At 29.8% G+C, this 12,542-nt stretch carries 17 protein-coding genes and 1 pseudogene; 1 reads left to right on the forward strand and 17 read right to left on the reverse strand.

Features of this window, described 5'->3' with window-relative positions:
- Window positions 1-111: 111 nt before the first annotated feature.
- Together tnpA and VLK81_RS00585 are read right to left on the reverse strand one after the other, a co-directional pair.
- A complete protein-coding gene (gene tnpA, locus VLK81_RS00580; RefSeq protein ID WP_324618628.1) occupies window positions 112-585 on the reverse strand; it encodes an IS200/IS605 family transposase in 474 nt (157 codons plus the stop codon).
- A gap of 143 nt (window positions 586-728) precedes the next feature.
- Window positions 729-1,307 (reverse strand): sigma-70 family RNA polymerase sigma factor, encoded by a 579-nt coding sequence (locus VLK81_RS00585; RefSeq protein WP_324618629.1) that lies wholly within the window; start codon window positions 1,305-1,307, stop codon window positions 729-731.
- A 287-nt stretch (window positions 1,308-1,594) separates the two neighbouring features.
- On the opposite strand from VLK81_RS00585, the gene VLK81_RS00590 reads away from it, so the two are divergent.
- Window positions 1,595-2,068 carry a hypothetical protein gene (locus VLK81_RS00590; RefSeq protein WP_324618630.1) on the forward strand — a complete coding sequence of 158 codons (474 nt, stop codon included), beginning with the start codon at window positions 1,595-1,597 and terminating at the stop codon, window positions 2,066-2,068.
- A 248-nt stretch (window positions 2,069-2,316) separates the two neighbouring features.
- Here the strand turns inward: VLK81_RS00590 and VLK81_RS00595 are convergent, their stop codons facing one another.
- From VLK81_RS00595 to VLK81_RS00660, 15 genes and pseudogenes are all read right to left on the reverse strand, one after another.
- On the reverse strand, window positions 2,317-2,439 hold the full coding sequence (locus VLK81_RS00595; RefSeq protein ID WP_324618631.1) for a hypothetical protein: 123 nt from the start codon (window positions 2,437-2,439) through the stop codon (window positions 2,317-2,319).
- A gap of 136 nt (window positions 2,440-2,575) precedes the next feature.
- Complete coding sequence (locus VLK81_RS00600) at window positions 2,576-3,181, reverse strand: glycoside hydrolase family 25 protein (protein ID WP_324618632.1); 606 nt, start codon at window positions 3,179-3,181, stop codon at window positions 2,576-2,578.
- Between the two features lie 3 nt (window positions 3,182-3,184).
- Window positions 3,185-3,325 (reverse strand): YvrJ family protein, encoded by a 141-nt coding sequence (locus VLK81_RS00605; RefSeq protein WP_324618633.1) that lies wholly within the window; start codon window positions 3,323-3,325, stop codon window positions 3,185-3,187.
- A gap of 52 nt (window positions 3,326-3,377) precedes the next feature.
- Window positions 3,378-3,596 carry a DUF2922 domain-containing protein gene (locus VLK81_RS00610; protein WP_324618634.1) on the reverse strand — a complete coding sequence of 73 codons (219 nt, stop codon included), beginning with the start codon at window positions 3,594-3,596 and terminating at the stop codon, window positions 3,378-3,380.
- A gap of 17 nt (window positions 3,597-3,613) precedes the next feature.
- Window positions 3,614-3,814 carry a DUF1659 domain-containing protein gene (locus VLK81_RS00615; protein WP_324618635.1) on the reverse strand — a complete coding sequence of 67 codons (201 nt, stop codon included), beginning with the start codon at window positions 3,812-3,814 and terminating at the stop codon, window positions 3,614-3,616.
- Between the two features lie 671 nt (window positions 3,815-4,485).
- Window positions 4,486-4,614 (reverse strand): hypothetical protein, encoded by a 129-nt coding sequence (locus VLK81_RS00620; protein WP_324618636.1) that lies wholly within the window; start codon window positions 4,612-4,614, stop codon window positions 4,486-4,488.
- Between the two features lie 113 nt (window positions 4,615-4,727).
- A pseudogene (locus tag VLK81_RS00625) lies at window positions 4,728-5,318 on the reverse strand (ATP-binding cassette domain-containing protein); the annotation flags it as partial.
- An 81-nt stretch (window positions 5,319-5,399) separates the two neighbouring features.
- On the reverse strand, window positions 5,400-6,203 hold the full coding sequence (locus tag VLK81_RS00630; RefSeq protein WP_039920413.1) for a KilA-N domain-containing protein: 804 nt from the start codon (window positions 6,201-6,203) through the stop codon (window positions 5,400-5,402).
- A 179-nt stretch (window positions 6,204-6,382) separates the two neighbouring features.
- Window positions 6,383-7,273: a recombinase family protein gene (locus VLK81_RS09810; RefSeq protein WP_456151799.1), complete on the reverse strand. Its 891-nt coding sequence runs from the start codon at window positions 7,271-7,273 to the stop codon at window positions 6,383-6,385.
- Window positions 7,218-7,904, reverse strand: coding sequence for a recombinase family protein (locus VLK81_RS09815; RefSeq protein ID WP_456151800.1), 687 nt, complete (start codon window positions 7,902-7,904; stop codon window positions 7,218-7,220). Before VLK81_RS09815 ends, VLK81_RS09810 begins: the two co-directional genes overlap by 56 nt.
- Before the next feature lie 168 nt (window positions 7,905-8,072).
- Window positions 8,073-8,969, reverse strand: coding sequence for a recombinase family protein (locus tag VLK81_RS00640; protein ID WP_324618637.1), 897 nt, complete (start codon window positions 8,967-8,969; stop codon window positions 8,073-8,075).
- A 7-nt stretch (window positions 8,970-8,976) separates the two neighbouring features.
- Window positions 8,977-9,642 (reverse strand): recombinase family protein, encoded by a 666-nt coding sequence (locus VLK81_RS00645; protein WP_324618638.1) that lies wholly within the window; start codon window positions 9,640-9,642, stop codon window positions 8,977-8,979.
- Window positions 9,635-11,353 (reverse strand): recombinase family protein, encoded by a 1,719-nt coding sequence (locus tag VLK81_RS00650; protein WP_324618639.1) that lies wholly within the window; start codon window positions 11,351-11,353, stop codon window positions 9,635-9,637. Before VLK81_RS00650 ends, VLK81_RS00645 begins: the two co-directional genes overlap by 8 nt.
- A gap of 98 nt (window positions 11,354-11,451) precedes the next feature.
- Entirely contained in the window at window positions 11,452-11,619 is a 168-nt protein-coding gene (locus VLK81_RS00655; protein ID WP_000332792.1) for a hypothetical protein, read from the reverse strand.
- A gap of 416 nt (window positions 11,620-12,035) precedes the next feature.
- A complete protein-coding gene (locus VLK81_RS00660; protein WP_324618640.1) occupies window positions 12,036-12,446 on the reverse strand; it encodes an RNA polymerase sigma factor in 411 nt (136 codons plus the stop codon).
- Between the last annotated feature and the right edge of the window lie 96 nt (window positions 12,447-12,542).

The raw sequence follows: 12,542 nt of genomic DNA on the forward strand, positions 1-12,542 counted from the left end.
CGGCTAAGCCGGTGGTTTGTTTTGCCCCTATAAGGGGCTGTTACCGGCAGCATTTCATGCTTCGAACTTTCTTTCTCGTGCACCAATTTTCACAGCTGGTGCTAAAGCACCTTACTTTTTGCTTTTGTTTACTTGCTCTCCCGTAAACGGGTCTACAAATTCTTTAATGCTTATTTGGTCTGCCATGTAATCTTCTTTTAATTGATTTTTTATATATTCTTGTATTTTTTTCGCATTTTTTCCTGCTGTATCTACATAATATCCTCTGCACCAAAAATGTCTATTTCCGTATTTGTATTTTAAGTTTGCATGTCTGTCAAATATTATCAAACTACTTTTTCCTTTTAAATAGCCCATTGTTTGAGATATGCTGTATTTCGGTGGAATTTCTAACAACATATGAATATGGTCTGGACAACATTCTGCTTCTATTATGCTTATTCCTTTTCTATCACATAAGTCCCTTAATATTTTTCCTATATCTTGTTTTAACCTTCCATATATTACTTGTCTTCTATATTTTGGAGCAAATACTATATGATACTTACAATTCCATGATGTATGTGATAAACTATTATTATCCATTTAGGATACCTCCCTTTTCTGTCTATGCTACTGCCAGTAACATAAATAGTTTATCATGGGAGGTTTTTTGCTTGAAGCTAAAGCTTATTTTTCTACCACCAGCATAGCTGGTGGTTTATTCATGCTAAAGCGCACAAAAAAAATCAGCCCATCTTTTGATGGACTGATAAGTTTATTTTTCTAAGCTTTTTTTTTAGTTTTTCTAGGCCTCTTTTTTTGGCTTGTGAGACTGCTGCTTTTGATCTTTTTTGCTCTTTAGCTATTTCACTTGCCTTTTTCCCTTCAAAATATATTCCAACTAGTACTTCTCTTTCTATATCTGTAAGGCCTCTAAGGGCTTTTTTTAATCTCCTGATACTTTCTTCTAAAAGATAGTCTTCTTCTATATTTTCATCTGACTTTAGGGTTTCAAGTATTGGCCCATCTTCTCTTTCTAGACTTATGGCTTCTATTTTCCTATTTTTTTCAAGATAATAGTATTTTAAGTTTGTTTTTAGATAGGCTCCCATGCTCCCCCTTTCTTTTTTGTAATTTTTACAAAGTTCATATATTTTTAGGTAACCCTCCTGGATCAAGTCGTCGTATTGATTTGTTTTGTTGTAGTATGTTTTGATTGATTTTATAATGAGTGGTTTGTATTTTAGTGCTATCTCCCAATTTTCCCTATCTTTTTTTATTTCTTCTATATTTTCTAATTTTCCTTTATTTCTTTCTTTAAGCAATTTTTTCTCTTTCTAGCATGCTTTTTTATTTCCTAGGATAATTTTATTGTATGGGTAATTAGGTTTTTTTTAAAAGTCTGAAGAAGCTCTATTCACTAATTTTTTTTACCTGCTTTTTAAATAAATTTTTTAAGGATGTCTATATGTTGAGCTTTTTAAAATTTTATATGGATATTTTTTTAAAGAATAGAGTAATTCCCTAGATTTGTTTTTTCTAATCTAAGGATTTTTTATTGACTCCAGAACAAATGTTCTGTATAATATAGGTATAAGTTATGGAGGAAGCTATGCAAGATAAATATATAGAAGATTTTGAACTATGTTTAAAAAAGAAAATAATTTATTTGAAGCCTATATATGTAAGACTTGTAGGTAACTGCACAGAGATTTTGTTAAAGACTGGTGAAAAAGTTACTTGCCCTATGCCTATTGGACTTTGTATTAGGTATTTGTCGGAAATTCTTTTTATAAACCAAACTGCTGTTAGAAGGTATATGAAAACTAAGATTCTAAAGTCTAAAAATCTTCCTCTTTATCTTGGAAGGGAAGATATTTTTATTGGGATCAAAACTAGAAAACCAATCGGTAAAAATGATGGTGCTTTAACTTTTATAAATTTTAAGTATATTGAAAAGATAAAGGATAAGGAGGTTTATCTTGGAAGGTATGGAGTTTTAGAATGTATATCTAAATCTGAAACTATAAAGAAAAATTATATTGAAGCTAGGGACTTTTATTATATTTTGTCCTACGATAATTAAAAAAATCCTTGGAATTTTCCCAAGGATTCAAATTATTGACAAAGTAGCAAAATCCAAAAGGTACGCTGCATACGAAAGAAATTGTAAGAAATTTAAATTGAAATAATCCGCCCGTAAACCAAACTGTTTGAGCGTTAGCGAGTTTGCGATTTACAGGATTATGAGATTTAGAATTTTGGGTTTCTGCAGTCGGAAAAGCGTTTTTGGATTTTGTCTGCACTCTGATCCTTGGAATTTTTCCAAGGATTTTATTTTTTGATTTCTTTTAATACGGCTTTGAGTGTATCAAGTCTTGTTTCTCCATATATTTTATTTTTAAATTTATCGCTATATCCAATGTGGATATATGGATGCTTTGGCTCACTTTCCATATATTTTAGGCTAAGATTATTAAATCTTGCATATATGCTTGCTGCAAATAGGTCTAGCTCATTGGAATAGATTACTTCTATTTTTTTTGGATCATCTTTTTTAGCTATTTTCGTAAATCCATTTAGTCCTGCTTCTTTAATTATTTTCTCGTAGTCTTTGTAGGAGTAGTTTGAGTCTACTAATCCTTCTACTCTCCCCTACTTTGGATGTTGATGAATACTGCCAAATACCAAAGGGGTTTTTGTAGCTTACTTCTTCTCTCCACTCGGCAAGCCAGGTATCAAACCTACTTAACCTATTCATGTCTAGCTTATTTTCAAGCCAGTATTTCGATGAGTAAATCATAGAATAGTATCCACTTTTCTCTAGGCCAGTCAAAAATTCGTTTGCAATATCTGTAAGTTTTTCCCTGGCTAAATGGCCCTGGACTTTTTCATCTTCTAGGTCATATATAAGTGGATATTCAAAAGTTTTTCCCTTAATTTTATTTAAAAAGTGTTTTAATTCAAGCCTTGCTTCTTCTTCATTTCTAGCGTAAGAGTAGTGATATGCTCCAACTTTTAACTTGGCTTCTTTTGCCTTTCTATAGTTTTCTTCAAAAAATTCATCTACTCCCCTATTTATAAATTCGCTAGAGTCATATCCGTAAGAGGCTCTTAATATTACAAATTCTACTTCTTCTTTTAGCAAATTAAAATCTACTATTCCGTTCCATTTTGATAAATCGACTCCCTTTTCCATAGCCTACTCCTTTAAAAGTGCTTTTGATAAATTTTCTATAGAATCAGCAAGTCTATCCATCTTGCTCTCAAGTCTAACAAGTAAGTAGATTGAAAGAGCTATTGGAAAACCAAGATTACTGATGTATCCGAAAACTTCTTCCATTTTATCTCTCCTTTTTAAAAAAGGGTTAGGCACTTCCTAACCCTTTTGTCTTTTATAATACTACTATATCTTTTGTAGTTGTTACAACTTTTCTAGCTCCCTTAATAGATGTTAGGTCTAGGTCGTTTTTGTGAAATACTTTAGTGTTTAATATTTCATTCATTGCTGATTTTATATCCCCGTCACTTAAATCCTTTGGATCATCGACCCTAAGTGTAAATACCTTGTCTAAGCTATTGGCAAAATCCATTTCTAATACTGTCTTATCCATTTTTTATCCTCCTTTTTTTAGTTAAGTTTCTTTTCAGATAACTTTATTATTCCTTCTACTGCTTTACTAGAAAGCTTTTCTAATTCTTTTCCAGCTTTTAGTAAGTTTTCATCGCTTGCATCTGATTTGATATTTGAGTAAGTTTTACTTGCCTTTTTTTCCTTACCTTCAGAATCAGAATACTTGTACTGAATTTTTAGTCTCAATTTTTCTCCCATTTTTTACCTCCAAGATTTTATTTTTGAGGAAAGGCCTTTTTTCAACCCTCATATATAGGTTGTAAAAATAGTAGAATTGTTAAGGTGAATTAAAGATTTTTTTGCTTATAAAATATTTTTAGTATTTTTTCTTGACGTCATAGATTTTTTAAAGAATCTATATGCTTTTTCCTACATTCCTACCTGCTGTTGTTCTCCCAAATAAAAAAGACGATGAAGTTATCCTCTCCCCGTCTTTAGGTTTGTCTCTTGACTTACCTGTGCCCCTATGGGTGAATATTAAGTTTAAAATGTTTATATTACCACTTACTAAATTTAGGTATAAGAAAAGCACCTATTATTATAAGTGCTCTTGGACATCAATTTAGTATTTATTTATTAATTAGCTTTATTTTATCAATTAATCTTTTAGCATTCTCATTCTCATTCTCATATAAATTGTATTTAGAATAAAAGTTCAAATCAAAAGATAGTTAATTTTTTTAAAATTCCTAAAAATCCAAATTTCCTCATTTGAACTATCTACATGCTCATTTGTTCCTGGACCAATTTTCCCCAAAATATAGATGTCTTCACCTAGTAAATTAATTACAAAACAATTAGTTGGAGTAATGTCAGTGCGAACCCTTTTTCTCCAGTTTCTTCTTCGTAAAATTCATTAGCAATATCTGTTAATTGAAAAAACAAATCATTATAGAAATCTTTTTGTTCTCTTTAAATGTTGAAACGCAACTTAAAATATTTTCTTTACTAACGGACTTAATTAAATATCCTAGAAAGAAATCGTCTATTTTACTCATATACGAAATCCTCCATTATAAATCTATCATTATTTATATGCTTTTCCTTCATATCATACTCCTATTATTGATCTTAATACTATTTTTTATCTTAGTTATAGTTTTTGATTAATTTATTGCTTATAAAATTTTGCTTGTGCTTCATACATTTCTCTATAGTTTGATGAATTTGCTATTAGCTCATAGTGCGTGCCTATATCACTCACTCTACCATCTTTAAAGACTATTATCTTGTCAACGCTCTTGCATATACCAAGTCTATGCGTAACGATGATGGATGTCCTTCCCTTTGATATATCAAGGAACTTCTTTAAGATCTCGCTCTCTTGCATTGGGTCAAGAGCCGATGTTGCTTCGTCAAGTATAATAAGCTTTGACTCCTTATACAAGGACCTTGCTATATCAAGCCTTTGCCTTTCGCCGCCCGATAGCTCTACTCCATCAAAATCCTTGCCAAGTCTTGTATCAAGTGAATGCTCCTTATAAAATTTGTCTAGTCCCACATAATCAAGCAGTGACTTCACTTTTGCCTCATCATAAGTCTCTTGCGATGCAATATGCTCAGCTATGCCAAGATTAGTCTCTGTCCTTTCTTGAGGAACTATTGTGTAGTCATCAAAGTTAAGTCCTCTTCCATTAATATTTACTCCGCCAAAAGATATTTCTCCACTCGCATTGTAAACGCCCGTCAAAGCCTTTGTAAATGTTGTTTTACCCTACAATGTCAAGCAATTGTTACATAAAATTAGACGATATTTCTATCGCCTAATTTATATACAAAACTTTTATTTTAACTTTTTTATACGTTCACTTTCTGTTAGAATCCTCATTTGTTCAATAGCAATTGCATTTAATTTTTCTATCCTTTCAGTTGCATCCATTCCCTCATTTATAAAAACAGCATTTAAGTTCTCAAGATTTGATAAACACACTAATTGTGATATATCAGCATAGTCTCTCATATTTCCTTTTAACTCCGGATTATTTTCACGCCATTCTTTTGCTGTCATTCCAAACAAAGCTACATTTAATATATCTGCTTCACTTGCATAGATATAGTTTATTCTTTCCTTTGATAATTTTTCAGGGACAAGTTTATTCTTAATTGCATCTGTATGAATTTTGTAATTTATCTTAGCTAAATTCCTCTTGATATCCCAACCTAATTGTTTTTGTTCTTCTTCTTTTAAGCGCTCAAACTCTTTAATAAGATAGAGCTTAAAATAAGGTGATACCCACGACGCAAATTCAAAAGCTATGTCTTTATGTGCATATGTTCCACCATATCTTCCTGCTTTGGCAATAATTCCGATAGAATTCGTCTTATTGACCCATTGTTTAACCGATAAAATAAAACGATTAAAACCTGCTTCATTTTTAATTCCCTCGAATTCGGTGGAATTAAAATTCGCATTATACATTTCTTCCCATATTCCTAAAAATTCAATTGTATTTTTATTCCTTAGCCATTTTTCTATTAGTGCCACACCATTTTCAACATTTCTAACCATGTCGGTTAAAGAAATATAATCTCTATTATCTATGGCAATAATGCTAATTTCTGATCCTTCCACATTTATTTTAGACACAAAAATCACCTCACAATATCTCATTTTAACTATAATTATATCATTTTTTTGTTTGTTCCTAAATATTTACCCTATCGTCTCATAATAAACAGTACTATTTATTTTCTCGTCATTATTTTCATTTTGGCGTATTAAAATTAAAGTTGGCGAGATTATGAGTTACTTTTAATGCTATTCATCTATTTTTCTACAATTTCTATTTCTCCACTTCTTGATACAAATATTTTATCAATAGAACTATCTACATAGGCTTTCAATAAATTATTCTTATCTAAGGAATTACCATCAAATTCTTTCTTCAAATCAATCTTCTCTGATTTTAATTCTTTCAACCTACTCTCCAGTAATACCTTTTTATCATGGATAAAAGTTTTTTCCTTTAAATAGTCATCTTTTGAAATATTTTTCTTTTTATAGTTTTCATAGATGATTTGTAAATTACTGTTTAATATGGATATTTCCTTTAGAATCTTGTCTTTCACATTCTTGTGTTCTATGACTTTCTCTTCATTTAATGTGTTTTGTATCTTAAAATCATTTAATTTGGGTTTTATAAGTTCAATAATATCTTTCTCTTTGATATTGTTTGGTGTTTTCTCAGCTTTACATAAATTACAATAATAACTTTTATACTTGTATATTTTATCTGAATTTTTCTTTTGTCTAATATCACTGCGAAAACTCATATGTCTACCACATTCTTTACAAAAAATCTTATCAGAAAAAATAGAACGATTTTTATTTCCTGTATATCCCCCAAAACTTCGTTTTTCTTTTATTTTCTTTACCTCATCAAATACTTCTCTTGAAATAATCGCTTCATGGGTATTTGGAAGTATTTTCCACTCCTCTTCAGGAAGTAAAATTCTTTTTCTTCCACCTATTTTTGTTTCTTTGAATTTATTATATACATAATCCCCTGTATATAGTTCGTTCCTTGTAATCTGTGAGATAGCTGCGTTTGTCCAAACTCTTTTCTTTACTTCACTTCCAGTAATTAAATTTCCAGTATAATCAGAAAGTTTCAGTTCTTCTTTTTCGTTCAGAGCGTGTAATATAACCTTTTTCATTAAATATATTAGCCACTTGAATACACGAATATCCTTTTAGCAATAAATCAAAAGCTTCTTTAACTATAAAAGCTGTTTTTTCATCAATGATGATACTATGTTTATCTTTAGGATCTTTAATATATCCAAAAGGTGCTGCCCAATTTATATTTTTCCCCTGCGATTTAATTTGCCTAATAGAACTTCTTACCTTTTCAGATAATTCCTTACTGAATAAATCATAATACAATGTCTTAAACTGTGTATCCATATCTAATCCATTTCCATTTTCGTTTATGGAATCATAACAATCATTGATAGCTATAAATCGTATTTTTAAAAATGGAAATATATTGCTTAAGTAATCCCCAAGTAAGATATAATCTCTTGAAAACCTAGACATATCTTTTACAATTATAGTTCCTACTTTACCACTCTTTATATCCTCAATAAGCCTTAAAAATGAAGGTCTATTTGTATTAGTAGCAGAATATCCATCATCTATATATTCTTCTATTTCACAACTTTTTAAAGAGGCTTCATTTTCAACGTAGCTTTTTATATAATCTCTTTGATTTACTATACTTACACTTTCATCTACTTTGTGATAATCTTCTTCAGAAAGTCTTAAATATATAGCTATCTTATTCATGCTCTACCTCCAACTGCTTTCCCATATCTTTATCAAGTTTAAACTTAAAATATATGGTAACCTGCTTATACTCTGATATTTCTATATGGCTAATTAATGTATCGACCAATTCTTTATCAACTTCTATGCTTTTAGCATCTAAGCAGCAAAATAGTACATCTATAAATTCTATAATTTCTCTCTTTTTTTCTTTTTTATATTTCTTATTCTTTCATCAAAAACTTTTAATTCATTTTTTAAGGTTTTTATTTGATTATTTATTTTTTTACTTTCTATTTTAAAATCACTTAAAAGAACCTCTCCTTTAACATAGTTTTCATATTGTTCTTGTAAATTAATCCTAAGAGAAGCAATCTTTTTATTATTTTCATCTATTTTTATAGAAACTTGATTTATCTTTTCAGCACTTATATTTTCTAAATATATTTTTAGTTGTAATCTTTTATCCTTTTTATAAAAGCATGAAAACAGTCTTTTTAAGGTATCTACTAAAATTTTGTCGAGGTCTGTTTCATATATTCTGACATGAGATTTTTCTAATTTTAATCTGTCTCCACCTTTACAATAATAACAATAGCAAATCTCATCATGATATTTCAGTCCTCTTGGTCCATATTGTTTTTTCAAATTTCTACCACAAACACTGCACTGTATGAGTTCGTCATACTTTCCTTCTTTTTTATGGTCTCTTTGAATTTTTACTCCAACATTTTCTTTTCCGTCTTTTATTATGTTTTTCAATGAATGGTAGGGTAGATAGTTTTGTTTTTTCTCCTTTATCTCTCTGATATTTTCAAATGTAGTTTTGTCTATCAAACCTTCATGGGTGTTCTCTGTTATAATCCACTCTTCTTTATCACGAAACTTACTTTTCCTACTTGGATCATGTCTATTTGAGTATACTCTTTGAATCAAATTCCCAATATATACTTCATCAGAAAGCATTTTTGATATATAAGAAATATCCCATTGTTTTGTATCTTCTTTATCCTTAAAAATTTTACCTGTTCTTTTATATTCATCAGGTGTCGTATATGTTTTAGTCAATTCTCTTGCTATTTGCATATTGGATTTACCTTGACCTGCCATATAAAAGATAAGTCTTACTACATCTGATGCCTTTTTCGTCCATCACCAGAACTCTTTTTCCATCAATTTTATCAACCTTATAGCCATACGGAGCCATCGCTCCTATAAAAGACCCTTGTTTCATTTTTATTTCTTTAGAGGCTTTTATTTTCTTTGAAATATCTTTTGCGTATAAATCATTGAAGATATTTTTTATTGCTATTTCATAACTCTGTTCTGATTTTATACCGTCTTTAGTATCCAAATTATCATTTACGGAAATAAATCGAACTCCCAAAAATGGAAATACTTTTTCGATATAGTTTGCGATTTCTAAATACTCTCTACCAAACCTTGACATATCTTTTACTATGATACAATTTATCCTACCTGTTCGGATATCTTCCATCATTTCAATAAATGCAGGTCTTTTAAAATTTGTTCCAGAATACTCATAGTCCTTGTATACTCTTAAAATCTTTATATCTTTTTCTTTTGCAGCATTTATACAAAGTTCTTCCTGCATTTCAAGTGAATTACTTTTATCCCTGTAAGCTTCCTTTCTTTCCTGTGATAATCTAGCATAAATACCGGCAATGTATATTTTTTCAATCACTTTTCCAACTTCTGTTTCTGATTGTGATATATGCCTGTTTTTTGTTCTAGCCACAGCATACCTCACTTTCAGCACTTACAAGACTTTTATTCATAACAGTGGGAATAGTTTTTGACTTCCTACTTATATAGACACTTTTCTTTTTTATGGTGTTAGATTTAATATCAGGCTTATCCGTTTTTGTCATTTCTTCAAGTAAAGACAATTCTTCGGTATGATTAAACCTAACATCTATCGTCTTATCTTCAGAAATAAAAATTTTATCAATAAGCATCACAACAGACAATCTATCTATTTCAGATAAATTTTTATACTTGTTAATGTCGATGATCCAACTCTTATTTTTGTCAATCTTCTCCTTTGTATATTCCTGTTTTTTCAATCTATACTCGATACTTTCATCTAATTTAGTCAATTTCTCTGTATAGTTTTTTCTAAAAAGTTGATATTCTTCTTTACTAATAACATCTTCTTTTAGGTCAAGGTAAAGGGAAGATAAGAGTTCTTCTGTCATTGCTTTTTCTCGTTTTAGTATAGGAATTTGATTGTCTTTCAAATTTTTATTTATATCTATACGCTGAACTTTAGAATATAGATTTTCATTAAATTCAATGTAGGACTTCATTATTTTAGATACTGCTTTTATCAAAGTTTCTTCTTTTATGCTGTGTCTTGTGCAAGATTTTCCCTTGTTGTACTTTGAACAGATATAGAATATCTCTTCTCTTTTTTTATACTTTACAGTCCTTCTAATCAAAGAACTTCCACATTCTTTACAAAAAAGCATTCCTGTAAAAATATCAATTTTGTCCTTTCCACGAGAGTTATTCAAATCTCTTTTTAACATAGTATTTGCAATAGTAAAAACTTCTTTACTTATAATTGCTTCATGGGTATTTTCTACTCTTATCCATTCTTCTTTCTCTTTTTCTATCTGCTTTTTATTTTTGTAACTTAAAGTAACACTCTTTCCTTGTAAGGTATTTCCAATATATACTTCATTTTCTATAATTCTATTTACTGTCTTTGCTGACCAATTTCCACCTTTTGTATTTTGAAATCCATTACACTTAAATCCTTGACTTTCTTTATATTTTCTTGGAGTTAAAACTCCTAAATGATTTAGTTCATCTGCAATTGCCTTTGAGGAATATCCCAAGAGTTTCATATCAAATATATTTTTGACAATATCCGATATCTCTTTATCAATCACTAACTTGTTCTTATTCTCCTCAGACTTTTTATATCCATAAGGTGCAAAAGCACTGATAAAGTCTCCTTTTTCTCTTTTTATCTTTTGAGAGCTTTTTACCTTATTGGAAATATCTCGGCAATAACTATCATTGATGAAGTTTTTTATAGGAAGTATAAGGTGTGTATCGTTTATATCTGCACTTTTACTATCGTAATTGTCATTTACTGATATAAATCTTATCCCGTTTTCCGGAAATATTCTTTGAATATATTTTCCAGCTTCTATATAATCTCTTCCGAATCTTGATAAGTCCTTTACAATAATTGTATTAAACTTTCTATCATAGGCAGCCTTTATCATTTCTTTAAAATTGGGACGATCAAAATTTGCACCTGAATATCCATCATCCACATACTCTTTGACAATTGTAATTTGCTTTTTTCTTGCATAAGAGTTTATAATTTCTCTTTGATTGGATATAGAGTTACTTTCTGTTTTTTCACCATCTTCTTTTGATAATCTTAAATATATAACTGCCAAATTTTCTTTTGCTAAATTGTTTTTAAACATAAAAAAGCCTCCTTTAATTCAATTTACATACAATAAATCGAAGCAAGGTTAGGCTTCCACAAAAATATTATAACGCTCCTTATATTTTTTGTCAGCCCCTAATAGACAGAAAATTTTTCTTTGATGTATTCCTCTACTAAATTTTCTAAACTAAATCCATTTTCATTAAATTTAACTTCTATATTCCAACCATCAATTTGATTTATCATCTGTTTATCTTTTTTATCTGTTTTCATTTCTGTATTTATATTATGTTCATCACACATAATATCTTCTCCTTATCTTCAATATCTTTAAGTTTTTTGACATTAACAGGCGTGTAGGTCACGACATTGGAATTTCACCACCGCCCCTTTTCAAGATGAGCCGGCAACAACTGTAGAAGTATCATTATCCCCATTTGCTTCAATGCATCAGTTTCCTAGGCTGAATATATAATTTCTTTTTGTCGCTCGTTTTCTTTTATCCTTCTTTGAACTAGAGTATTTATTTAAACCGAAATCCTTATCAGCAGAAAAGTCATGGCGAAGAAATTATAAAGCTCCACAAATGGTTAATGTCCTGTCTTGGTCTATTCAGTTGTCAAGGTTCAAATTTCTATTAATTTCTTTTTTTATATAAAAGAGGACAAAATTCCCCTTCACTTTATAAAGGAAAATTTGCCCTCTTTGGTAACCATAATTTATAGTTCTTCTATAAATTTCTTTAGTTTTTCTAAAATTTTATCTCGTCTCTTAATTAAAGTTGGATGCGAGATATTTTTAGTCTTTGCTACTGCACGAAGTGTTTCATCATTGAAATATAATCTTTCTATGATTTCCCGCTCATCCCTATTTAACTTTGACAAAGCACTTTTTAGTGCTTCAATCATCATTTGTGTAGCTACAACTTTTTCTACATCAACGTTTTTATCCTCTAAATTATCTTCGAAATTCCCATCATGATTTAGGAACGAAAAAAAGAGCAAGTGGTTTTTCTTGTCCACCTGCTCTAAATATTTTTCATGTTCTCTTTCTTGCCAGTAGACTTTGTATATCTGCTCGCTTACTTTGATTTTTTGCCCACCGACATAAAGGTAATATTCTTTTGTCATTTATGGTTCCTCCATTCTTTTTTTGTCTTCTTGTTTTTAGACAAAAAAGGAGGACTCCTGCTCATTGGCATGGTTAGTCCTCTAGAATGAAAGAAA

The organism is Citroniella saccharovorans, assembly GCF_035481615.1.
Lineage (GTDB): Bacteria > Bacillota > Clostridia > Tissierellales > Peptoniphilaceae > Citroniella > Citroniella saccharovorans.